The 24421-nt window shown below is 49.0% G+C and carries 21 protein-coding genes; 12 read left to right on the top strand and 9 right to left on the bottom strand.

Going from position 1 to position 24421, the window contains the following annotated elements; genetic code table 11:
* Positions 1-31 precede the first annotated feature (31 nt).
* The 4 genes from LQ777_RS17680 (at position 32) to LQ777_RS17665 (ending at position 4807) form a co-directional block, all read left to right on the top strand.
* Entirely contained in the window at positions 32-1516 is a 1485-nt protein-coding gene (locus tag LQ777_RS17680; protein WP_232559260.1) for a SusD/RagB family nutrient-binding outer membrane lipoprotein, read from the top strand.
* 511 nt (positions 1517-2027) lie between these two features.
* Positions 2028-2546 (top strand): hypothetical protein, encoded by a 519-nt coding sequence (locus LQ777_RS17675; protein WP_232559259.1) that lies wholly within the window; start codon positions 2028-2030, stop codon positions 2544-2546.
* Positions 2547-2626: 80 nt separating this feature from the next.
* Positions 2627-3085 (top strand): hypothetical protein, encoded by a 459-nt coding sequence (locus LQ777_RS17670; RefSeq protein WP_232559258.1) that lies wholly within the window; start codon positions 2627-2629, stop codon positions 3083-3085.
* Between the two features lie 78 nt (positions 3086-3163).
* Complete coding sequence (locus tag LQ777_RS17665; RefSeq protein ID WP_232559257.1) at positions 3164-4807, top strand: ArnT family glycosyltransferase; 1644 nt, start codon at positions 3164-3166, stop codon at positions 4805-4807.
* Here the strand turns inward: LQ777_RS17665 and meaB are convergent.
* The 5 genes from meaB to LQ777_RS17640 form a co-directional block, all read right to left on the bottom strand.
* Positions 4804-5790 (bottom strand): methylmalonyl Co-A mutase-associated GTPase MeaB, encoded by a 987-nt coding sequence (gene meaB, locus LQ777_RS17660; protein ID WP_232559256.1) that lies wholly within the window; start codon positions 5788-5790, stop codon positions 4804-4806. The genes LQ777_RS17665 and meaB overlap by 4 nt on opposite strands.
* Before the next feature lie 30 nt (positions 5791-5820).
* On the bottom strand, positions 5821-6492 hold the full coding sequence (locus LQ777_RS17655) for a 2-C-methyl-D-erythritol 4-phosphate cytidylyltransferase (protein ID WP_232559255.1): 672 nt from the start codon (positions 6490-6492) through the stop codon (positions 5821-5823).
* Between the two features lie 67 nt (positions 6493-6559).
* Complete coding sequence (queA, locus tag LQ777_RS17650) at positions 6560-7603, bottom strand: tRNA preQ1(34) S-adenosylmethionine ribosyltransferase-isomerase QueA (protein WP_232559254.1); 1044 nt, start codon at positions 7601-7603, stop codon at positions 6560-6562.
* A 116-nt stretch (positions 7604-7719) separates the two neighbouring features.
* Positions 7720-8082 (bottom strand): hypothetical protein, encoded by a 363-nt coding sequence (locus LQ777_RS17645; protein WP_232559253.1) that lies wholly within the window; start codon positions 8080-8082, stop codon positions 7720-7722.
* A 331-nt stretch (positions 8083-8413) separates the two neighbouring features.
* Positions 8414-9052 carry a 3-keto-disaccharide hydrolase gene (locus LQ777_RS17640; protein ID WP_425276911.1) on the bottom strand — a complete coding sequence of 213 codons (639 nt, stop codon included), beginning with the start codon at positions 9050-9052 and terminating at the stop codon, positions 8414-8416.
* Positions 9053-9241: 189 nt separating this feature from the next.
* Here LQ777_RS17640 and LQ777_RS17635 point away from each other — a divergent pair, with 189 nt between their 5' ends.
* Positions 9242-10153: an LEA/WHy family protein gene (locus LQ777_RS17635; protein WP_232559252.1), complete on the top strand. Its 912-nt coding sequence runs from the start codon at positions 9242-9244 to the stop codon at positions 10151-10153.
* A 67-nt stretch (positions 10154-10220) separates the two neighbouring features.
* Here LQ777_RS17635 and LQ777_RS17630 read toward each other — a convergent pair whose 3' ends face one another.
* The 3 genes from LQ777_RS17630 to LQ777_RS17620 form a co-directional block, all read right to left on the bottom strand.
* On the bottom strand, positions 10221-11786 hold the full coding sequence (locus tag LQ777_RS17630; RefSeq protein WP_232559251.1) for a DUF1501 domain-containing protein: 1566 nt from the start codon (positions 11784-11786) through the stop codon (positions 10221-10223).
* 72 nt (positions 11787-11858) lie between these two features.
* Positions 11859-13409 (bottom strand): DUF1800 domain-containing protein, encoded by a 1551-nt coding sequence (locus LQ777_RS17625; RefSeq protein WP_232559250.1) that lies wholly within the window; start codon positions 13407-13409, stop codon positions 11859-11861.
* Positions 13410-13671: 262 nt separating this feature from the next.
* On the bottom strand, positions 13672-14922 hold the full coding sequence (locus LQ777_RS17620) for an MFS transporter (protein ID WP_232559249.1): 1251 nt from the start codon (positions 14920-14922) through the stop codon (positions 13672-13674).
* Positions 14923-15353: 431 nt separating this feature from the next.
* On the opposite strand from LQ777_RS17620, the gene LQ777_RS17615 reads away from it, so the two are divergent.
* The 5 genes from LQ777_RS17615 (at position 15354) to LQ777_RS17595 (ending at position 20209) form a co-directional block, all read left to right on the top strand.
* On the top strand, positions 15354-16487 hold the full coding sequence (locus tag LQ777_RS17615; RefSeq protein WP_232562869.1) for a Gfo/Idh/MocA family protein: 1134 nt from the start codon (positions 15354-15356) through the stop codon (positions 16485-16487).
* A gap of 95 nt (positions 16488-16582) precedes the next feature.
* On the top strand, positions 16583-17731 hold the full coding sequence (locus tag LQ777_RS17610) for a Gfo/Idh/MocA family protein (RefSeq protein ID WP_232559248.1): 1149 nt from the start codon (positions 16583-16585) through the stop codon (positions 17729-17731).
* A gap of 35 nt (positions 17732-17766) precedes the next feature.
* Entirely contained in the window at positions 17767-18144 is a 378-nt protein-coding gene (locus tag LQ777_RS17605) for a four helix bundle protein (RefSeq protein ID WP_232559247.1), read from the top strand.
* A gap of 44 nt (positions 18145-18188) precedes the next feature.
* On the top strand, positions 18189-19241 hold the full coding sequence (locus LQ777_RS17600; protein WP_232559246.1) for a sugar phosphate isomerase/epimerase family protein: 1053 nt from the start codon (positions 18189-18191) through the stop codon (positions 19239-19241).
* A 95-nt stretch (positions 19242-19336) separates the two neighbouring features.
* Positions 19337-20209 carry a YDG/SRA domain-containing protein gene (locus LQ777_RS17595; RefSeq protein ID WP_232559245.1) on the top strand — a complete coding sequence of 291 codons (873 nt, stop codon included), beginning with the start codon at positions 19337-19339 and terminating at the stop codon, positions 20207-20209.
* A 52-nt stretch (positions 20210-20261) separates the two neighbouring features.
* Here LQ777_RS17595 and LQ777_RS17590 read toward each other — a convergent pair whose 3' ends face one another.
* Positions 20262-22694, bottom strand: coding sequence for an endonuclease MutS2 (locus tag LQ777_RS17590; protein ID WP_232559244.1), 2433 nt, complete (start codon positions 22692-22694; stop codon positions 20262-20264).
* A gap of 235 nt (positions 22695-22929) precedes the next feature.
* On the opposite strand from LQ777_RS17590, the gene LQ777_RS17585 reads away from it, so the two are divergent.
* Together LQ777_RS17585 and LQ777_RS17580 are read left to right on the top strand one after the other, a co-directional pair.
* A complete protein-coding gene (locus LQ777_RS17585) occupies positions 22930-23241 on the top strand; it encodes a hypothetical protein (protein WP_232559243.1) in 312 nt (103 codons plus the stop codon).
* A 211-nt stretch (positions 23242-23452) separates the two neighbouring features.
* A complete protein-coding gene (locus tag LQ777_RS17580) occupies positions 23453-24388 on the top strand; it encodes a polysaccharide deacetylase family protein (protein WP_232559242.1) in 936 nt (311 codons plus the stop codon).
* Positions 24389-24421: the final 33 nt, after the last annotated feature.

Below are 24421 nucleotides of genomic sequence, written 5' to 3'. Positions count from 1 at the left end.
GGGTCAGCGCAGACTAGCCATTAGCTTTCAAATGACAACGATAAAAAATAAAGTTCTGGCACTCAGTTTACTTACATGCCTGGGTTTCATGACCAGTTGCAGTGATTTTGGTAGCGAGAACGTGACACCGAACGCTGCTTCTACACCGGTTACGTCGGCTCTGCTGACGGAAGCTATTACGGGGGTTCCACCTACAACCGCAACGGGTGCTTTGCTTGACGGTGTTGCTGGACGTTTAACAAGTTTGGCGCCTGAACCACGGTTGTTCGCGCAGTATTGGTCGCAGACGCAGTATCCGGAAAACTCGCTCTATTCAACAACGTTTTCCGACTGGAGCCGCTATTATGCCGTTACGTTGCAGGATCTGCAAACGATCATTAATTACAATTCTGACCCGGCTACAAAAGCATACGTTGCCCAGTTCGGCTCGAATAACAACCAGCTGGCTATCGCTCGTATCCTGAAAGCATACATGTTCTGGGTAACAACGGACCGTTGGGGTGATATTCCATACTTCAATGCGCTGAAGCAGGAAACACAGGTGACCTATGATTCGCAGCAATCAATATACGCGGATCTTTTCAAGGAGTTAAAAGAAGCATCTGCTCAGTTTGACAGCGGTACAACTGCGAGTGGTGATATTATCTTCAGTGGTAGTGCCGCCAAATGGAAAAAGTTTGCCAACTCCATGCGGATGCTGATGGCGCTTCGTATTGTTAAGGTAGACCCAACTACGGCCAAAACCGAGTTTACGGCAGCCTATACGGATGCTGCTGGGTACATTAGCACCAACACCGATAACGCATTAGTGCAGTTTACGGATGCAAACCAGTTCCGCAACCCAGACAACGCACTGTTTGATGGTCGGAATGACTACGCAGTTAGTGATGTACTGGTTAATAAGCTGAAAGATCTGAGTGATCCGCGTCTGCCGGTTTACGCTGCACCAACGCCATCGGGCAGCTACGCTGGATTGCCTTATGGTCTGAATCGTAACCTGTTGATTCAGTATACAGGCGCTAATGAGTTTTCGTCACCTGGTACAAAAATCCTGGCTAAGACGCAGCCTGGCTACATTATCACAGCATCGCAGATGTTGTTTGCCAAAGCTGAAGCGGCCGTGCGTGGATGGATTACAGATGATGCAACGACGGCGTACAATGCCGCTATTCAGGCTTCTTGGCAACAATATGGTGTATATGATGCTACTAAGTTTGCTGCTTACACGACCAGTGCAAAAGTAGCCCCAACTACAACCGATTTCTTGGCTAAGATTGGGGATCAGCGTTGGATTGCTCTTTACCCAAATGGTACAGAAGCGTGGATAGAATGGCGTCGTACAGGTTACCCAGATCTGAAACCTACACCCTACGCAGTAAATGAGAGCAAGCAGATACCACGTCGGTATGGCTATCCAAACACGGAGCCTACGCTCAACACGGCAGCTTATAACGCGGCTATTGGTAAATTGACCAATGGCGATAAAACGAGTTCGCGTGTTTGGTGGGATAAATAATCGTACTCAGAATCGTTAATTTAGGAAGGGGGCTATGGCCCCTTTTCTTTTTGTACAAAAAAAATGGGTCAACAATGTCGACCCATTTTCTGCATTACGCTTTATCCAACTATTAAATTATTTCTCATCAAAGACTCTGTACGCTTTCTTTTCCATAAAGGACTAGAAACCATATACAAAGGAAATCCCTAGGAAGAATAGGTTTGCATACCGTCCAATAAATAAAAAGGTGGCTTGTCGTGCGATGGGCAGAATGACTCGATACGATATAATTATACCAATATATCATATGATTTAATAAGCCTATTAGAGATCTAGAATTTACGTATTTATTAATCGGCGACGGTGACTATGGCTCCGGCTGAAGCCCTATTTGCTATTGATATAATTCAATTCGTACTGAGATAGGCTGAGAAGATTATCGGGATGAATAAAGAAATGTCTGGTCAAAATAGACTTAAACTTTTTGTAAAAACGCCAGTTATTCTATCTATAATAAGCACTCAACGCCATGGAAGATGACTCAAAAGAAGTAAAGCGAGACGACGCGCAAATTAATGGTCGAACCGAAGGACCACTCGGTACTGACGATGCTGACGTTGACATGCGTGTACAGGATAACAGGAACCGAGATGAAATAGAAGATTCTGCCAACGGGCTTGATAGCGTACAAATCAGAGGTGGCCAGGATGGCCGCAACAACCGTGGTGTTGCCAGTACTGATATGGATGGTAAAAACGGTGTGCTTCGCATGGGTGATATGGATAATAGCACTATGGAAGTAACGGACGAAGGAGCCAGTAATGCCGCAAATGATAAAGCCTTGACGAATACGGCTATGGTTGACGTTACAACGCATGGACCAGACGATTATGCATCTGCTGATCAGGTAGGCGTTCCCAAAGCGCAGGAGCAGGCCAAAGAGCAGAACGACAATGAGCAGGAAGAAACTGAGGACAACTCCGAAGAGAACTCTGAGGATGATATTGCTCAGACGGGTACGGACCTGAACAATCAGCCCGAATACTGAGTAGATCGATAAATGCTTAATATACAATGCTTTCGTACATCATGTGAGCATTCACAATCAACTTTATAAACAACAACGTTATGAGCGTAAGTAGCAATAGTCGGAAAGAAAGTACAGAGTCATATGCTGCCCAACAAATGCACAGCACAATGGGCATTGCTCCAGAGTTGGCTCAATTAAACGATAAAAACCTGGAAAACGATCTGCCATCTCGGGTAGCATCGAGCCGTGATACTGATGTACCCGGTGATATTCAGGAAGCCGAAGCACGGGCGTCCACTGAGGGTGATGGTCCGTCGGATGCTGATATCGAAGAATCAAAGCGCGCTTCATGGGGGCAGCCTCCACTGTCGCCGGATGCCGATGATGCATCTACAGACGAGAATAACCCAATGACGGCCTATCAGCAACCAATAAATCAGGCTGGTTTGTCAGAATCTGAAAAAGTAGCTGACGCTGATTGGAATCGGAGTACGCTGGAAGGTCAAATTCCCGTCACCCAAAAAGATGAACCAGACCGGACGCTTGGTAATTCGTAGGAATTAATTTTCGAGAAAATGTAGGGCGAACCATCGGTTCGCCTTTTTTTGTGTCTAAACTATAGACAACATGTTATTTTGAATCAATTTTCGGTAACCAATCGATCCTGGCTGAGCTATCTGATTGGCTGGCCCGCTCTAACACTGGGTCTTTTGTTAGTCGCGTTGGTGTCGCATTTGGGTTATTTACCGCTTGATACCAGTTCAGATGAACCACGCCGGGCATTAGTTGCTATTGAAATGATGCTTTCGGGTGATTACATCACACCGACGCTCAACGGAGAACTGTACTTTAATAAACCACCACTTTACAACTGGTTTATCGTATTGTTTTACCGGTTTTTCGATAATTACTCGTCGTTTACGCTGCGATTGCCGATGGTTGTTTCTATACTGCTGCTCGGCGTAACGGTGTTTAGCTTCGTCCGTCGATACATACCGGTCCGTGCCGACAAGGCGACGATGGTAGCCTTTGTCGTGGCCATGATGGTTTTAACCAATGGTCGGGTGTTGATTTACGACTCGCTCTGGAGCTCCATTGATTTTCCTTTTGCGTGGCTCACCTATCTAGCCATGATGCTCGTTTACCATTTTGATCGTCGGCAAAAGTACTGGGCTCTTTTTTTGAGTACCTACGCTTTAACTGCGCTTGGCTTTCTGACAAAAGGGCTACCAGCCGTGGTATTTCAAGGTTTAACGCTGTTGAGCTGGTTCATCTATACCCGACAGTTTCGACGGCTGTTTCACCCTGCTCACTTTGTCGGTATAGGCTTATTCCTATTGATAACGGGTTGCTATTATGCTGCATATTTTAGCCGAAATCACATTCCGCTGACCAGCGTAGCCAGTGTTTTGTTCGATGAAAGCGCTAAACGGACCGTTGTAACATTTGGCGTGGGAGAGACGCTATTGCACTTGTTGACATTTCCGTTCGAAATGATTTATCATTTTGTTCCATACTTGTTATTACTCATTCTGCTGTTTCGGCGAGGAAACATCAAGCGTCTACGACAGGAGCCTTTTATTGCGTTTAATACAGTTGTGTTTCTGGCAAACGTAGTTGTGTATTGGTCGTCACCCCAAGTGTACGCTCGTTACCTGATCGGTTTACTGCCACTTTTATTCACAGTACTCGCGTACTGCTACTACGAACAGAGCGAACCCACTCAAATGGATCGTAAATGGGTCGAGCGCATTTGGCTGGGATCGGCAATGATCGTTACCGCTGGGTGCTGGGTAGCGTTGTTTCATCCGAAAACCAGCATTGTCGAGGGTATCACTTGGAAGGTTACACTGATTTTTATGTTATTAGCCATTAGTACGTGGTGGCTCTGGCAGGACACAACTAATCGACTTGCCCGTATGTTGCTGGTAATGGTTGTTGTTCGCATTGGGATTAACTGGATTACGTTACCAGGCAGATTAGCCTCGCGGCAGTTTTACAAGAATGAATCGGAGCGTATTGCCCGTAAAACGATGGGTAGCCCCCTCTATAGCTACCGCGAAACAATTTACAACAGCAGCGGAGCCGCCGACGTAAATTCGTTTCATATCACTGCTCTGAGGGGTGAGATTTTGCGAAAAACAAACCGTAAACTACCGAATGCCTATTACATTGCCGATTCTGCCAGCTTGCAAGGAGAACGGTACGAGACAATTGATACCATTTGCTTGTTCAACAAGCATCCGGCTAAGCTAGTCCGTTTCCTGAGTGCTGATTAGCCAAGCAGTTCCCGTACTGCCGAACCAGGGAGTAGTGTACCTGCTCTTACCTGTGCTTCGATAGTCGTGAGTCGTTCGCGCATACCCGACTGAGCGTAAAAACGGTGATCCAACGTTTGTTGCAGTAAAGCGCGAAACCAGGCTAGTTGCTGCTCCTGTCTGCGTTGTTTGTGATGCCCGCTCGCTGTGGTTAGCCGCTGATGGCCGAGAATAGCCCGCCATAGGTCATCAATCCCCGCGCCCGTTACGGCTGAGCAGGTCAATACGGGTGGAAACCAACCGGTGCCGGTAGGAGGGAAAAGGTGTAGCGCATTCTGATAATCGACCTGTGCCTGCTGAGCAGCCGCAGTATTAACGCCGTCCGCCTTCGTAATAGCCAGCATATCGGCTAACTCCATGATGCCTCGTTTCATACCCTGAAGTTCGTCGCCCGCTCCGGCCAGCATCAGCAGCAGAAAAAAATCGACCATACCGTGAACAACCGTTTCCGATTGACCCACGCCGACTGTCTCGATCAGAACAATATCAAAACCAGCTGCTTCGCAGAGAAGCATTGTTTCCCGCGTACGATGCGCCACACCGCCCAGCGATGCGCCCGCTGGCGACGGACGAATGTAAGCCTTAGGGTCTAGCGAAAGCGTTTCCATACGCGTTTTATCGCCTAATAAACTGCCACCCGACCGTTGGCTGGTTGGGTCAACGGCTAGTACAGCCAATTGGTGTCCCTGACTGGTCAGGTACTTGCCCAGCGTTTCGATGAACGTGCTTTTACCAACACCCGGTACGCCTGTAATACCAATGCGAAGGGATGGTTTAGCCGGGGAGTTGTTTGTCTGCGTTAGAACAGCCGTCAGGACTTGCTGAGCCAACTGCTGGTCGTCGGACCGTCGGCTTTCGATTAGCGTGATCGCTCGACTCAGCAGGAACCGATTTCCAGCCAGAATACCGTTTGCGTACTGATCGGGAGTAAGTCGGTTACGCATAATTTTTCAGTGGTTCTGGTTGAGTCCAAGTCAAAACCCTTTCAGATCGTCCGGCGTCGTAATTTTGATGTTCTCGTAAGAACCTTCAATGAGCGTAATCGGAAATCCGGCGTATTCCATGACGCTGGCGCAGTCTGTAAAAAATGGCTGTTCATCAACCGTAAACGCTTGTCGAAACAAATCTAGTCTGAATGTCTGGGGTGTTTGTACCAATCGGTACTGGCTGCGGTCAACGGCCTGGCTACTACCATCCGAAGAGACAAGGCGTACCGAATCCTTCACGGGTACGCAGGTGACAGCAGATCCCGTTCGGGCGGCTGTTTCAAAGCTATGGTTGATAATGTCAGGTGTAATAAACGGGCGGACCCCATCATGAACCGCCACCAGCCCTTCGGCGGCTGAAACCGCATTCAGGCCATTTCGTACGGATTGAAACCGCGTCGCTCCGCCCGTAACGAGCTGAACGTCGCAGTGAAAATTGTGTTGATCGCACAGGCTGGTCCATATAAGCTGATCGCGGGCGGGCAGCACCAGCCTGATATGTGAAGCGGGCAACACAGCGAGAAATTGCTCGACCGTGCGTTGAAGAATGGATTTACCACCTAACAACAGAAACTGCTTCGGAACGTCCGATTTCATCCGACTGCCACTACCGCCCGCAACGATGATGGCAAAGCGAGACTCACTAAACGATTGAACCATAACGAAAAGAGGGGCCGTAAAGCCCCTCAGAAATACATATCAATGAACGACTCAATAAACAATCGGCTTACAGAATCAGCATGGCGTCGCCGTAGCTAAAGAAACGATACTTTTCTTTGATAGCTACTTCGTACGCGTGACGGATTAGCTCATGCCCACCAAAAGCGCTCGTCATCATGATCAGGATCGACTCAGGCAGGTGCAGACTGGTCAGCAGCGAATTGGCTATTTTGAAATCGTACGGGGGGAAAATAAACTTGTCAGTCCAGCCTTCCACCGGTTTCAGCCGGCTGTTGGCAGATACGGATGATTCAATTGCTTTCAACGACGTTGTCCCGATAGCGCACACACGTTTGCCCCCGTCGAGAGCGGTATTGACGATCTGAGCGGCATCCTCTGGAATGCGGTAATTTTCGGAATCGGTTTTGTGCTTGGTCAGGTCCTCAACGTCTACCTGACGGAATGTTCCCAACCCAACGTGAAGCGTGATAGGCGCAAAATGAATGCCTTTAATCTCCATACGCTTCATCATGGCACGGGTAAAGTGCAGACCCGCCGTTGGAGCGGCTACAGCGCCCACATGCTGAGCAAAAACTGTCTGGTAAAGGTCACGGTCAGTAAGTTCCGCTTCGCGTTTGATTTCGCGCGGCAGGGGCGTTTCGCCCAGTTCATCCACCGCTTTCATGAACTCTTCGTGGCTACCGTCAAACAGGAACCGGATGGTCCGCCCACGAGAGGTTGTATTGTCGATTACTTCGGCCACGAGGTCACTGTCGCCAAAATAAAGTTTGTTGCCAACGCGAATTTTTCGGGCTGGATCGACCAGTACGTCCCAAAGCTTCATTTCGCGGTTGAGTTCGCGCAGCAGAAAAACCTCGATTTTAGCCCCGGTTTTTTCTTTATTACCGTATAATCTTGCCGGAAATACTTTCGTGTTGTTGATAACCATCACGTCGCCGTCGCCGAAATAGCTTAACATATCCGAAAACTGCTTGTGCTCAATTGTTTTGGTTTTACGGTCAACAACCATTAACCGTGACTCACCCCGTTCAACTGGGTATTTAGCAATTAAACTGTCGGGCAAATCAAATTTGAATTCGGATAACTTCATGGCGTATCAGTACGGAAAAGAACAGCGCGTTTTGTGTAAAGGCCGCAAATATAGTGCAAAACCCGGAAAATTTAACACGTTCCGGGTTGTTTTCTTGCAAATATGAATGAAAAATATTATTCGCTGGCTGGCAAATGAGGCAGCGGCTCCACCGAACCGGCTGTATTTACTTCCCGGCGGTCGGTTATGTTGAATTTCGCCATCAATTCGGATGATACCTCATTTGAGTAGGTTCCCTGTGCCGAGACAAACACGCCTTTCAGGCCACCATTCGTGGTGATAGCGTACAGCGTCATTTCGTCGCCGGGATCTGATGTGCCTTCGAAGCGGTGAAATTCATCAACGTCGAATTCTTCACCACGTAATTTTGTCTCGGTGCTCTGTTCGACCAGAAAGTCTTTTTTAGGAGCGAATTCGTGCGTATAACCACGGCTACGCAGGTCCTCCATTGCTTCAGTCAGGGTTTCAAAATGCTTCATAATGTTGTAATGAATTGTATGCAATTACAACTCAAAAAGGCAGCGATAGTTTTGCCAGCGAATGATTACTAATTTCCTGTTTGCCCTTTTGAAAAAAATAAGCCGTGTAAGCAGCGAGGAAAACAATTTGCCCACGCACTAAATAGAAAGAAATGGTTAACGAATACGCTGCTTATTATGTGCTTAGAATCCATGTGCGCGATGACAACCTGTAGCGTATACTCCGCTGGTCAAACCAAGAGTAGAGAATAGGAAAGAGGTACAACAAGCAAACGGGCCAATAAGGAAGCTTCCCTACTGGCCCGTTTGCGTATTCCGACGTCAATACAAACTAATCTGGCAAAACTTTCAGCTGGATGTCTTTGAAGTACACTTTGCTTTTTGGGTCGTGTCCTTGCAGCGCAACCGTACCACTGCTTAGTTTTTTCATAGACTTACCCTGGCTAACGCTGTCAGGTTCCATGTACTCATTGATCGTTTTGTCGTTGAGTTTGATGGTTACTTTTTTGCCTTGTACGATGATGTGCTCGGTATACCATTCATCGTCTTTCACAAAAACCTGTTTCACATCTTGAAGGCCATAAACGCTACCCGTTTTGCGCCAGTCGGTATGCGTCTGATTCACCTGAATTTCGTAGCCTTGTGAAGGCCAGCCTGATGGTTGGTAAGCTGTGTGAATAAACATGCCTGAGTTAGAACCGGGCATTGTTTTAACCTGAGCTTTCCACTCAAAATTCTTGAAATTGTGGTTGCCGACGGGACCTTCGTAGAATAAGTGAGCGCGGGGACCCGCAACCACAATGGCGCCGTCCTGAACACTGAACGTACTGGGGCTTTCCTCGGTAACCTTCCAGCCGTTAAGGGTCTTCCCATCAAAAATGCTGACCCAGCCGTCGGCGCTTGGTCGAACCGTTAGATTCATGAACAGCCCAGCTAGTGCAAGAGCCAGAATGATCGAAAATTTTCTCATGTGACAGCGAGTAGAGTTTGGTATCTGGTTAAGAATAAAAAGATCAATCTATACTCTTTGCCGGGCAAAAAAGATGAGTAGCTTGTATGACAAAGCAGTCATGAGGGGCAAGTCGTGAACTAGGCTATTTAATTCAAACAGTCCTTATAAGCACGTCGTTACGTCTTCTTACAATACGCGCGACACGTTATGAAAAAAGGATGGATTATTGCCCTGGCCCTGTTGCTGATCGGTGCAGCCGGTGCCTATATCTGGTACAGTAGACTTAAAAGCAATGCTGCCGCTGAAAACGGCCCTTATGACAACACCCTTAAACCTCGCATAGAGCTTAGCCGATTTGATATAACGGACATCAGCGACGATGCCATCACCATGAACATGTACATGCTGATCGACAATCCATTGCCCGTAGGCTTTAAGGCGCACCAGCTTGATTACACGGTTTACATTGCCAATACGCCCGTGATTGCCGACTCCTACAAAAAACCAATTGAGGTTAAGTCCGGGGATAGTACCGTGGTTATGATGCCGGTTAAAATGCTGAACAAGAAATTGGTGGGAGTGCTGAAAACGCTGGAGGAAAAAGGAATCGATAGTACAACGTATAAAGTCCGGTCCAGCTTTGTGCTTGATGTACCCATCGTCGGCGAGAAAACTTTTGCTGCAACGATGGAACGGCGATTACCGACGGTATACATTCCAAAAATCAAAATCGACGATATTGACCTCGGAAAGTTTGGGTTGAAGCGGATGGACGTAGCCGCTAAAGTGAGCATAACCAATAAAAATAAGTTTCCGATCAATTTCACGGATACGCGTTATACCGTCATGATTGATGGGAAACAGATTGCCGATGGCTATCAGCCGGAGCCTGTTGTCATTAAAGCCCAGGCTACCACGCCCGTCGTGTTTCCCGTAACCTCCAAGCCGGGTAAGACGCTAAGCGTGCTGCCGAAGATGCTTTTTGACAAAAAGGACACGCCCTATCTGGTTAACTTCAGTTGTAAGATTGCCGACAAAAGCGATAATCCGATGTTTAAAAACAGCAAGATGATGGCCACCGTCCGAGGAACGCTGGATGATCTAAAGAAACTCAAATAATCGTCAGCCTGTTCCGTGCCATTACCAGAAGCAGGGAACAGGCTTCAAATTCGGTGCTTCCAACGGCTTAGCGAGCGATGATCAGTCGTTTGGTCAACGTACCCCGTTCGGTGGCAACCTGGACTACGTAGCTTCCGGCGGCTAGCGTACTCACATCGAAGTGGACACTGTTCGGCATCACCAGGGTTGGGTTGAGTAATTGCAAACGGCCCTGAACGTCTGTCAATGCGATTGTTTGTAAGCCTTTACTGATATTATCGGCTTCCAGGGTCACATCTGCTGATGCCGGGTTTGGATACAGGTTTACGGTTTGCGGACTTGTATCGACGGCGGTACTGGAGGATCGGAAGATCGGAGAAACCGAAAAGTCCCGGAATAGCGTGGCCGTTTCCGTAGCATTGTCAGTGCCAAACCAGTCCGTCAGAATAGCCGCGTAGACTTGCCGAAAATCCGTTTGCATTTTCAAGTTGTTGTTGTCCAAATCGCTCAGGTTCGGGTTTTTACCGATCATTGGCGTTCGAATGGCGGTACCGAACACAAACATAGGAGCCGACGTTCCGTGATCGGTACCGCGACTGCCGTTTGACATAGCCCGGCGACCAAACTCCGAAAACGTTATGCCAACGACTCGGTCTTCAACGTTCAGCTTTTCCAGATCCGTCTGAAACGCCAGGATTGCATCGGACAGGGTTTTTAGCAATTTGGCGTGCGTGCCTGTGGTGGTGTCGTTGGCATCGACCTGACTGGCGTGCGTATCGAAGCCGCCCAGGGTAACGTAATAAACTTTGGTTTGTAATCCTCCGCTGATTAACCGCGCCACGATCTTCAGCTGATCGCTTAATGAATTGCCGGTCGGGTAAGTCGCTAGATTCTTTCCTTTTCCAGCGGCATTCTTGATTTGGCTGGCGTAGCTAACCGAACTTGCCTGCTGTTGGCGGATATAATCAAGCTGTTGACCAGCGTAGCCTGACTCGCTACCGGATGGGCTGTTCGGGCGCTCGCCCACCAGCCGGGCAAACGTATCAGGGTCTTGGAGTACCAGCGCCATCGAATTGCTTGGACCAAGTAAGGTTGTTGCTGTGACGTAGCCGATCTGGATAGCCGGTGGGTCGGGCATGGCTTTGGATGGATAGGCCTCCGGAAAATTCGGGTACCGACTATTGAGGTAACGGCCCGTCCAGCCCGACGTAGCTGTCTGATTGGAATCGACGGCGGTCATCCAGATATCGCTCGCCCGAAAATGCGAAAAGTTAGGGGTAGGGTACGACACGCCCTGAATGATGCTCAGTCTGCCATCGTTGAAGAGCTGCTGCATACCGCTCATGGCCGGATGCAGCCCCGTGCCTGCATAGTTTTTTAGCTTTAGCGCCTTCCCTTCGGGAATGGCAATGTTGCCGCGAAACGACGATGACGAATACACACTCATCTGATCGAGCGGAATAACGGTGTTCAACCCATCGTTACCACCCTGAAGCTGAATGATCACCAGTACCCGGTCGGTCTGACTAGCCAGACTGATCATTGACCGTATAAACGAGGACGGCTTGGCAAATGCTTTTGCTCCATAGCCATCGATCAAAACCGGCAGGAGCAGCGACGAAGCGGCATGCTGCAAAAAATGACGACGTTTCATTCGATTCAGAGTAGGATGAGTTAGCGTAGATGCGGCAAAAAGCCGGTAGAGAGTTCTGAGTTCGATAGGCTATCAGGCAATCTGATACTCGGCCATGCGAAAAATGTACTGGAGCAGATTCGTTAGCTTCAGTTGAACGGCCTGTTTCTTAGCCGTATCGTTCGGGTTTCGGACGTAATCGTTCCATTCGCCCGTCCATTCGTAGCGAGGAATCGAACTGAGCAGAACTGTGTCCGTCAGAAAATCTTTCTGAGCCTGAGAAAGCGAAACCGCCAGTAAATGCGTGGTCATGTCATCGACCAGTTTACCCGCAATGGTTGGGTCCGACAGCGATTTGGCATAAGCGAGCACATCAATGACGGGCTTGCCCGCTAGTTTCAAATTACCTGTTGTCAATGTATCGCTGAAACTACCCCGCAAGCCCAGCGTTGTCGAGTTGATCCATTGCTGGTAGTAGCCGGTCTGATAGTAAGCTGTCCAGCCGAAAACGTTCGGTGGATCGAGAAGGTCCTGTTGCTGCTCTTTAAGCCGAGCGTATGCATAATTACCTACCTGATAAAAGGTCGTTATCGCCTGTTTTGGGTCAGGAACTGGCACACCCCAAAAACGCAGCGTTCCCACAACCAGGTCGGTCGGCGATTTGATAATAGCCCCCCGGATGCTTTCGTCAAAGAAATGCTGGCTTTGAAACAGGGTCCGCAATACGGGTTTGATCTCGAAATTATTTTTCCTGAACAGATCGCCCAACGGTTGAATAACATTGGTTTCGATGGTCGGTGTAATGTCCGAGTTGACAAACCAGCGATAAAGCCGACGGCAGATGTACCGGGGTGTTTCGGCATTGAGCAGAATCATGTCAAGCAGATCGTTCAGCTCATCCAGCCCTGCGTTTGCGCCTGATCTTCCTTTGATAACGGTATTCCGGTAAGTAGTCGAAAAGGATTTGGCGGTTGTGTCGTGCCGGTTTGGCTGAAACGTACTGCTGAATGTGGCATTCGTGGCATCGCGGTAGCCGGTATCGACCCAACCCGTCAGCACCTTGGCCGCTGCGCGAACGTCATCTTCGGTATAGCCACCGTTACGACCGATGGTAAACAGCTCCTGTAGCTCGCGGGCGTAGTTTTCGTTTGCTTTCCCAACTACATTCTGATTGCCGTTCAGGAAACGAAGCATCGCCGGGTCCTGCGTAATCGCTATGGCGAATGCTTTAAAGTTGCCCAGAGCGTGCTGGCGTAACAGCGTATTATACCGGTACGAGTAGCGGTAGTCATCAACCGTGGCGGTGTTGGTCACGAAATGGTTTGACCAGAACAACGTCATTTTTTCCAACAACGACAGCGGTTGACCAAGCATCAGATTGGCCCACCAGGATTTGACGTAACCGGTGCGTTTTCCGGCATTTGTCATGTCGAATGGCTGATCGTGAAAGGTTGTTGCGGTAACTGCATCGAGCGGTGGAGGTGGAGTCGGCTGGTCGGCTAAAAGCGCGGGTAAGAGCTGACTTGCTGTTTTGCCCGTGTTGGTTTTAATCTGTTCGGGAGTAGGACCAAACGTTGTTCGCCGGATCAGATGAGCAACCTGGGCGGCAGTCAGGGGTTGGGTGTAAGCGTCGAGTAAGGCCACGGTATGAACGGTCAAATTCTTCTGGCTAGCATGCGTAATACCGCGTAAATATACTTAGTGCTCTAACGGATTTTACCGCTTAATTGACTTTTAATGAGGTAGTTAGGCGGATAGGAAACATAATTCCATACTTGATCGGATAATTCTAATTTGCAGTAACATATTAATGAAAAATCATACTTAAGAGATAAGTTTGTAAACAAAAAGCTCCGCGCTGAATTAGCGACGGAGCTTTCAATAAGGGATAACTTACGGTATAAACTTACAGTTGAGGCTGCTCAGCTACCAACGTTTCGTCAACATGACCCGGCTTGCGGTTCCGCATGAAGAAGTAAAGACCGCTGAACGCAACAATGAGGATAACGGGGAAAATAACCATGTGCGATAAGGTCGCCTGACCAGCCGCTAGTTCCATTGCATCACCCGAAAGACCACGACCTTTTGCTTCTGCGGTTTCCGCATCCAGCCACTTACCAATAACCGGTTGGAAAATAGATGAAGCAAACATGCCCATACCACCCATGATCGACATACCAAATGCACCAGCGCGTGGGATGTATTCAGCAACAAAACCAATCATGGTTGGCCAGAAATAACAAACGCCAATCGCGAAAATGACAGCCGAAACATACACCATTGGACCCGTTGCCGTACTCATCAGGTAAACACCAAGCGCGGCAAAAATAGACGAGCCAAGTAGTACGCCCATCGGGTTCAGGTTGTGCACAACCGGACCAGCGAAATACCGCCCTACGGCCATTAAACCCGTTACCAACGCCAGAATAAGCATCGGGCTAGCCCCTGCTTTACCCAAAATCGGGCCAACCCACTGCTCTGGACCGAACTCCGAAATAGCCGTTAGGGCCATGCAAGCCAGCATAAACAGATAGAGTGGAGAGAACATTGCTTTCAGGTTAGCACCAGTCGATGCGGCTCCTTCCACTTTGTTGGCCGGAAACTGCTGACCCAGGAACATAAGCGCGTAGATCACAGCAGGAATCAGGATCGAGCCAATTTGATACTGCCAGCCTAGGCCCGCATCGGTCATAAACTTCGACACCAAGGTTCCGATCACGATACCGCCCGGAAACCACATGTGGAAACGGCTGAGCATTTTGATTTTCACGTTGCCTTCGTACATATCGGCAATCATCGGGTTACAGGCCGCTTCAACTGTTCCGTTACCAAAGCCAACGAAGAACGTGGAAAGAAGTAGCGTCCAGTAACCATCAGCTGTAATCGTCATCACCAGACCGATGACGTGCGTTACAAAAGCAACCCAAACGATGCGTTTAGGGCCAATCACGTTGTATAAAGGACCCCCAAAAATCATAGCAATTGGAAAGCCCAGGAAAGCCATTGCGTTAACGAAGCCCAGCTGTTCGGCGGTCAGGTTGAACTCCTGCCCGAGCTGGGTCAGCACACCGGCTCGAATAGCAAACGCCATAGCGGTCGTGATAAGCGAGAAGCAACTGGCGTTGAACAGTCGCGAACGATTAATGGTCAGGTCCATTTTTTGAAAGAAGGGGATTAAAAATTAGTAATTCGTTAAAGAGTTAAACGGGTTAATGCAGTTGAGAAGAACAAAGAAGGGGCTTTGGAAACATGTCTATTGCATGACTTTTCGGAGCCTGAATTCTCTTTATTCAATAGTTTTCTAAAGACATTCGGCGGCATAAACTCCCCGCTGGATAGTCGTATTTATGCAAAATTTCCGAAAAATAATAGAAAACCGCTAATTTCCGGTCGTGAAAAAGCGAGTAGGTTCCTCCATTGTCAGGCTTGACATAGTACCAAGCTCACCATTCTTTTTTACATTCTGTTGTGGCCGAGTCTGTTGGCGGCAGGCTCGTGCAAATACTCTGTAACCAAAACGCTCATGATCAATCGTAAATTATCCTTAACGAACACTCAACTCGAACACTGATGCACAGAAAATTGCGAATGGGTATGGTTGGCGGAGGGCTTGATGCCTTCATTGGCGCCGTTCACCGCCGGGCGGCAGGTTTTGATAACGAAATTGAACTGGTGTGTGGCGTTTTCAGCGCATCAGCCGAAAAATCGAAAGCGACCGGCCATGCGCTCTACTTACCCGAAGACCGCGTTTATACCTCGTTTGAAGAAATGATCGAACGCGAAAAAACGTTGCCCGAAGGCGAGCGGATGGATTTTGTGTCTATCGTAACGCCAAATCACCTGCACTTCCCGCCCGCTAAGATGGCGCTCGAAAATGGCTTTCACGTTATCTGCGATAAGCCGATGACGCTGAATCTGGAGGAAGCGAAAGAACTGAAAGAAATCGTTGAAAAGTCAGGCTTGGTTTTTGGATTGACGCACAACTATACGGGCTATCCGATGGTGAAAGAAGCCCGCGACATGGTCCGTAACGGAAAATTAGGCCAGATTCGGAAAGTGGTGGTTGAATATCCGCAGGGATGGCTGTCGAAGAAAGAAGAAGACAATAACTACAAACAGGCAATCTGGCGGACAGACCCTACCAAGTCGGGAGCCGCTGGCTGTATGGGTGATATCGGGACGCACGCGGAAAACCTGGCCGAATACGTTACCGGCCTGAAAATAAGCGAGCTTTGTGCCGACCTGAGTGCCTTTGTACCGGGTCGCCAGCTCGACGACGACGGCAACGTATTGCTGCGTTTCGACAATGGAGCGAAAGGTGTTCTGCATGCCAGCCAGATTGCGAATGGTGAAGAAAACTCACTGAAGCTATTTGTGTACGGTGAACTGGGTGGCCTGGAGTGGCATCAGATGGATCCCAACACGCTCAAGTACAAGACGCAGGAAGGGCAGCGCATCATCCGCACGAACGTAGGCGATCTATCAGCATCCGCGAAAGCGCACTGGCGGTTGCCAGCGGGCCACCCCGAAGGATTCTTTGAAGCATTCGCGAATATCTACCGCAACTTTGCTTATGCCGTGAAAGCGCACATGGAAGGTCGCCCGGCCGATCCGGTTTATGACTTTCCAAGCGTGGCAGACGGTGTTCGGGGTCTGGCTTTTATCGATACCGTTATTGCCTCGTCGAAGTCGGACGAAAAATGGACGAAGTTTGTGCAGTAAAATAGCTGCTCGGCAGCCAGTCTGGACGGCCACGTCTGGATTTTAGATACGCTACATTGCCCGGACGTGGCCGTCCGGGCGACAAACCCCTGATCATGCAAAAAATTAATGTTGGTGTTGTTGGCACTGGATTCATCGGACCCGCACACATCGAAGCCCTCCGTCGCTTACCAAACACGAATGTCCTTGCTCTTTGTGAGGTAACTGCTGAACTCGCTCGTCAGAAAGCGGATCAATTAGGTATCGAACGTTCGTGCACGTTTGAAGAACTGCTGGCCATGGATGATATTCAGGTAGTCCATATCTGTACGCCAAACTTTCTGCATTACCAGCAGTCGAAAGCGGCTCTGGAAGCGGGTAAGCACGTGGTGTGTGAAAAACCCCTGGCGAAAGATTTACACGAAGCCGAAGAACTGGTAAAACTGGCGAAAGAAACCGGGCTGGTCAATGCGGTTCATTTCAATCTTCGCTACTATCCGCTGGTTCGTCAGATGAAGGCAATGCGGGAGAAAAACGATCTGGGAGACGTCTATTCCGTGATCGGTTCGTATTTGCAGGACTGGCTTTTCTACGATACCGACTACAACTGGCGGCTCGAACCCGACAAGTCGGGCGATTCGCGGGCGATTGCCGATATTGGTTCACACCTGATGGATAGTCTGGAGTACATCACAGGGCTGAAAACAGTAGCGGTAATGGCCGACTTCAATACGGTCCACAAAGTTCGTAAGAAGCCATTGAAGCCGGTGGAAACCTATTCGGGCAAGATGCTGCAACCCGAAGACTACGCGGATGTCCCCATCAATACGGAAGACCACGCCAACGTGTTGCTGAAGTTTGACAACGGTAACCGGGGCGTCATCACGGTATCGCAGGTGTCGGCGGGTCGTAAGAATCAGATGAAGCTGGAGATTGCCGGATCGAAGCAAACGTTTGCCTGGAATTCGGAAGCGCCCAACGAGATGTGGATCGGTAACCGCGACGGAGCGAACCAGTCGCTCATGCGCGATCCATCGCTGATGCACGCCGAAGCTCGGTCGGTAATCAGTTTCCCCGGTGGTCACAACGAAGGTTTCCCCGATACCTCGAAGCAGTTGTTCAAAGAAGTTTACGATGCCATTGCTGCCGGTAAACAACCCGAAAACCCAACCTTCCCGACCTTTGCCGACGGCTACCGCGAACTGCTTATCTGCGAGAAAATCCTGGAAAGCAACCGCAAACAGGCGTGGGTCACTATTGAGTGATTGTGTGAATGAGTGATCGTTAAGCTCTGAGCAATATGGATACACAGCGATTCGATAAAGGTGAGTTTGCCGATGGCATAGAAAACCGCCTGAAAATGTATACGTTTCGCTGTGTTCAAGTTTTTAGAGCATTGCCTCGATCATACGAAGCGCAACACTTTGGGAAGCAATTAGTCCGTAGTTCGTCGTCATCCGCAGCTAACTACCGAGCCGTAAGACGTGCTCGTAGTAAAAATGAATTCTTTGCTAAACTTAGCATAGTTGTCGAAGAATTAGATGAATCGCTGTTTTGGCTTGAAATGCTCATTTTTACTGAAATTTTGTCAGAAACACGGTTGAGTAGTTTAATCGATGAGGGATACCAGTTGTTAAAAATAGTGGCGAAAGCGCGGAATAACACGGGTACTAGCTAAAAAGGGTCACTCAATTACTCAATCACTAATTCACTCAATAAGACATGAAAACAATGAAAGGCCCTGGCATCTTTCTGGCTCAGTTTCTGGGCGATGCCGAACCCTTCAACTCGTTAGAGTCAATTGCCAAATACATGGCCGATCTCGGCTATAAAGGTGTACAGATTCCGACCTGGGACCCTCGAATGATCGACCTGAAACAGGCGTCGGAGAGCAAAACCTACTGCGACGATTACGCGGGTAAACTCAGAGAAATTGGTGTAGAAGTAACCGAACTGGCTACGCACCTGCAAGGACAATTGGTAGCGGTTCATCCGGCTTACGGACCTATGTTCGATGGCTTTGGCCCCGCCGAGCTGGCCGGCAGACCGAAAGAGCAACAAGCCTGGGCGGTTGATCAGTTGCTGATGACTGCCAAGGCTAGTAAAAACCTGGGTCTGAAAGTAAGCCCCACCTTCTCGGGAGCCTTGCTTTGGCCGTTTATTTATCCGTGGCCGCAGCGTCCGGCTGGTCTGGTAGAAACGGGTTTCAAAGAGTTAGCCGAGCGCTGGACACCCATCCTGAACGCCTACGACGAAGCGGGTATCGATGTCGCTTACGAGTTGCATCCGGGTGAAGATCTGCACGATGGAATTACGTTTGAGATGTTTCTGGAACACGTCAACAACCATCCACGGGCGGGTATCAACTACGACCCAAGCCACTTCGTGTTACAACAACTGGATTACCTTCAGTTCATTGATTTCTACCACGAGCGTATTTTTGCATATCACGTTAAGGATGCTGAGTTCAATCCAACGGGTAAGCAGGGTGTGTACGGCGGTTATCAAGGCTGGGTTGAGCGGGCCGGACGGTTCCGTTCGCTGGGCGATGGACAGGTTGATTTCTCCGGTATCTTCTCCAAACTAGCGCAGTACGACTACGACCGGTGGGCGGTACTGGAGTGGGAGTGTGCCATAAAACATCCTGAACAGGGCGCTGCCGAAGGTGCACCGTTCATCGAGAGTCACATCATCCGCGTAACCGAACGGGCTTTCGACGATTTCGCTGGAACGGGTGCCGACGAGAACTTTAACAAGAAAGTGCTCGGGTTGTAGGTTTGATTTTTCGTAGATGTGGAGTCGGCGGGGCCGCCGACTCCACGTGTCAAATGCCGGGGTGATTACTTCGGCATTTGTCATATACTCACGCTATGGATCGCATTTTCGGTGAAATCACGGGGATACCCGAAGGAAGTGAATTTGAAAATCGCTTTTACCTTTCCCAGTACGGCATACATCGCCCTCTGCAAGCGGGAATAAGCGGCTCGCAGACTGAAGGCGCGGACTCGATTGTATTGTCTGGCGGTTACGAGGACGACGAAGACAATGGCGACGAAATTATATACACGGGGCACGGCGGAAGAAGCCAGGTGACGGGCTTACAGGTGAGCGATCAGACCCTCAGCCGACAGAATCTAGCCTTAGCGCTTAACTGTCAGCGAGGGCTACCGGTCAGAGTCATTCGAGGCTACAACCATAATTCGCCGTATTCTCCTTCGGTGGGGTACCGGTATGATGGCTTGTATCGGGTAGACAGTTACTGGCGAGAGAAAGGATTGTCCGGTTTTTTCGTCTGGCGGTTTCGGCTGATCAAGATTAAGCCTTCAACGGATTCGAATCAGGTTTCGGAAGAGCAACCGACTTACGGCCAAACGCAGCGGGTCGATACAAGTGTGTCTAGAATCGTGCGCGACAGCCAACTAAGCCGGTTTATTAAAGAACTGTATGGCTATCATTGTCAGGTTTGTCAGCGTACAATCGAAACAAACATCGGTCCCTACGCCGAAGCGGCTCACATCCGACCATTAGGGCGGCCCCATAATGGCCCCGATGTGTTAACTAATTTGCTCTGCCTGTGTCCAAACCATCATGTCATGTTTGACTTTGGCGGGTTTAGCATAGCTGATGATTTGAGCCTACTGGGGGTGAAGGGTAAACTTTATAATCACAAGAGCCATGTTGTTGGCATTGAGTATCTTCAATACCATCGGCAGCATTTCTTTTCTCGTGAAGTCGGGCTTTAAAACCCGACTTCACTTTAAGCAGCCTCAGATAAGAAAATCTACATTTAAGCTTCTATTTCATTCGGACGATGGTTACGCCCGCGCCACCGCGGTCGGCGTGTTCGTCTTCCATCTTACCAACTTGCTTGTAACCACGCAGGTGATTCCGTACGAGCGTCCGAAGAATACCGTCGCCTTTGCCGTGAACAATGCGCAATTCGGGATAACCGAGCATCAGCGCATCATCGACAAAACGGTCTACTTCGCCGAGGGCTTCTTCGCCCCGCTTGCCCCGGATGTCGAGGTTGAAGCTAAAGTTCTGCATCTTCTCGTTCATATCCAGCCCCTGACTACGCGGGCGGTCATCTTTCGTTTCAGTCGCGTCTTTGAAGGCTTTCTTGCTTACCTTTTCCAGCCGATTCACTTTCACGTTCGACTTCAGATCACCGATGCGAATTTCGGCATCTTTACCGCGCAACGATAGGACTTGACCCACCGCATTCTGTCCGGCAATGCGTACGTAGCTACCGACCGTAATTGCCCCATTGTCGGCTTCAAATTCTTCTTCTGCCGGTTTGGGTTTATCCGCAACAAGCGTTTCGGGCTTTAGCTCTTTCTGCTCAAACTGCTCCAAATCCTGCCGAACCTGTCGGGTTGCTTCGCGTTCAGCCTTATTTTCCTTGATCTCACGAATTGTGCTCTCGATCCGTTGATTCGCTTCCTGAACCAACGCTTTTGCTTTCAGTTTGGCGTTATTAATCAAGAGTTTCTGTTCGTTGTCGAGCCGGGTTTTCAGCGCCGTATATTCAGCCAGTTGTTGAGCCAGTTTCCGCTGATTGATGCTGATCTCCAGGTTTTTCTCCGAGAACACACGCTTTTCAATATCCAGCTCTTTTAACAGCTTCTCGAAGTTTACCTGCTGATTGCCCAGCTTCTCTTTTGCCCGGTCGATTACGCCTTTGGGTAAGCCGATCTTCTGCGCAATTTCGAAGGCAAACGAACTACCCGGACGACCAATTTCCAGCTGGTAGAGCGGTTCCAGATTTTCGCCATCGAAGCGCATCGCTCCGTTGATCAATCCCGACGTTTTGTCGGCAAAGACTTTCAGGTTGGTGTAGTGCGTATTGATGACTCCGTAAGCCCCCGACTTATTTAATTCTTCCAGGATCGACTCCGCAATTGCTCCGCCCAAACCCGGCTCCGTACCCGTCCCAAACTCGTCAATCAGAAACAAAGTCCGTTTGTTGGACCCAATCACAAACTGCTTCATCGCCGTCAGGTGCGACGAATAGGTACTCAGGTCATTTTCGAGCGATTGTTCGTCGCCAATGTCAATGAATAGGTTCTGAAAAACGCCCATCTCGGAGTAGTCCGCCATCGGAACCAGCAATCCGCACTGGAGCATGTACTGTACCAGGCCAATGGTTTTCAGCGCTACCGACTTACCACCCGCGTTGGGACCGGAAATGATCAGAATTCGTGTTTTTTCCTCAAGGCGAACGCTTAACGGTATGACCGTTTTTCCCTGCTTCTGGAAGGATAAGTGCAACAGCGGATGCCGGGCGTCAATCCAGTTCACGAATGGTCGCTCGATAAGCTTTGGCATGATAGCATCCAGTTGAACCGCCAGCTTTGCCTTCGCCCGGATGAAGTCAATCTGGGCCAGAAAGTTTACGGCTTTCCTGAGTTCGTCCAGATGCGGACGAATCTGATCCGTTAATGCGAGCAGAATCCGGTGGATTTCGCGCCGTTCTTCGTACTCAAGTTCCCGGATTTCGTTGTTCGCGTCGAAAACTTCAGCCGGTTCGAGAAACACGGTTTGTCCCGTTTGCGACTCATCGTGCACAAATCCCTTGATCTTGCGCTTGTGTTCAGCGGCAATCGGAATCACCAACCGTCCACCCCGAATGGTTAAGCTTAGATCGTCCGGGATCCAGCCGTTCTGGCGGGCTTGCCGCAAAATGCTGTCGAGCCGTTTGCGCAGGTTGGCCTGCTCACTAATAATACGGCGACGGATGCTGGCCAGTTCGGGCGAAGCCGAGTCGCGGACAAGACCCCGATCATCGATGACCCGTTCCAGGGCGTTCGTTAAATTTTTATCGACACCTATCGGACCGGCCAATTCACGCAGGAACGGAAAGCTACGGTCAGCATGGGCGTTGTTTTCTTCGCGTTTGGCGAGAAATTTCAGACAGTCCTGAATGGTCCGCAGCGCCAGTTTTAGATCGAAAAATTCGGCTTCCGTCAAGGCGAGACCTTCAACGCGGGCGCGGTTCAGGTGGGGCCGAACGTCAATATAATTACTGCTTGGAAATTCAGGTTCGTACTGGACAATCTGCTTAAACTCATCGGTTTGTCGTAGCAGTTTATCAATCAGTTGAGCGTTGTCCGTAAATCGAATTTTCTCAACGTAATCCTGGCCTAACTGACTGACGCAGGCGTCTTTGAGATGTTGACGAATGGTGTCAAACCCGAGTTTTTGTTCTAGTGTATTTGGGTAAAGCATTTAATGGGTGAAAAGGCGTTATAAATAGCCACTTAGATAACGTTTATTGGCCTGGGGAGGTTCGCTACAGAAATTCCTTTATATATGTGACCAGCTGGTAATAGAGCGCGTCATAAATCCGGTTAAAGTTTTTGAAAATACTTTGTATTATACTTACGTTTACTTAGAAATTAATAAGCGTAAAGAAACAAGGTAATGTTATCAATCACTGGTTTATCGAAACTACATATCATACATGGATAATTATCTTGTGGTGTACTATAAAGGCAATGAGCCCACCTTTGCCTACACCGAAACCGTCGAAGCTGCTCTTTCGTATGCCGTATCAATAACGACTAGTCAAAAAAACGACAAAGAGGATACGTTGTCAATTATTGAGGTGTCTACTGATAAAATCGTTTTTTATAGTCAGGGGGAAAACATAGTCAATAAACTAAAGGCTAAGACCCGCCCAACCATAAAAAACAAGCTTGCTGCTTATTCCTGGGTTCGCTTACTTATGAACTGGATGGGACTTGGTATGCGGTTGGCAAAGCCAAGTAATTAGTCCGGGTTGAACGGTAGCTAGAAAGTTATCTTGCTGATTTTAAGGTTCTTTATTTCGGTGCTGGGGCTGAAAATTGGCTCGCGAAATACAGGATTGTTTATGAAATGTCAGCTGTCGTTAAGTACCGTAGCATTAAATTTTAGCTTCCTGACTAAAAACTATACGCTGAGCCGAAGTCTTTTCAGTATGTTTGGGGACATACTTATTTACTATGCTTACCCGTACAATCGTTCCCTTTCTAACGGCTGTTTGTTTATCTGCTTCCCTTAGTGCTACATTAACTGGTTGCCAATCAAAAGGCTCCGACACTGCCGAATCGACAAAAACGACTACGGCGACCGAAGCATCCAACGCGGATAAACCCGCTAAAGCTAACGCCGAAACAGCACCCTCCGTTGATCCGACAAGTATTCCTGCCAGCAAGATAGCGGATGCGGCTACTATTTTGTCTCGTCCTCAGGTACCCATTCTGTGTTATCACCAGATTCGGGATTGGCGAGCGAGTGACTCCAAATCGGCGAAAGATTACATCATTCCGGTGGCCGCTTTCAAAGAACAGATGCAGATGCTGGCCGATAGTGGTTACCACACTATTTTGCCCGATCAGCTTTACGCGTATCTGACGACTGGCGCACCTCTGCCGCCTAAGCCATTCATGCTCACGTTCGATGATGGCGATCTGGACCAGTACGAAGTGGCAGCGCCTGAACTCGAAAAGCATGGCTTCAAAGGGTCATTTTTTATCATGACCGTCGCCATCGGTCGTCGGGGTAAGCAGCCGTACATGGATAAGGCCCAGATCAAGGATTTGTCTGATCGGGGGCATACCATTGGCGCGCATACCTGGGATCACCACAACGTGAAGAAATACCAGGGCGAAGATTGGAAAATACAACTGGAAGAGCCTAAAGCCAAGCTGGAAGCGATTACCGGTAAACCCGTTCGGTATTTTGCTTATCCATTCGGTCTGTGGAATAAGCCTGCTCTGCCTGAACTACAGAAACGGGGTTATGCAGCTGCGTTCACGCTGGCTGACAAACGCGATGATCAGATGCCGCTCTATACCGTCCGGCGGATTATTGCGGGTGGGCAGTGGAAAGCAAAGACCATGTATCGGAACATGATTCAAAGCTTCGATAACAAATAATTGAGGTTAAACCCAACAGAAAAAGCGGCTCCG

The organism is Spirosoma oryzicola, from assembly GCF_021233055.1.
In the GTDB taxonomy this organism is placed as follows: Bacteria; Bacteroidota; Bacteroidia; order Cytophagales; family Spirosomataceae; genus Spirosoma; species Spirosoma oryzicola.
This window is presented reverse-complemented; position numbering and strand designations above follow the sequence as displayed.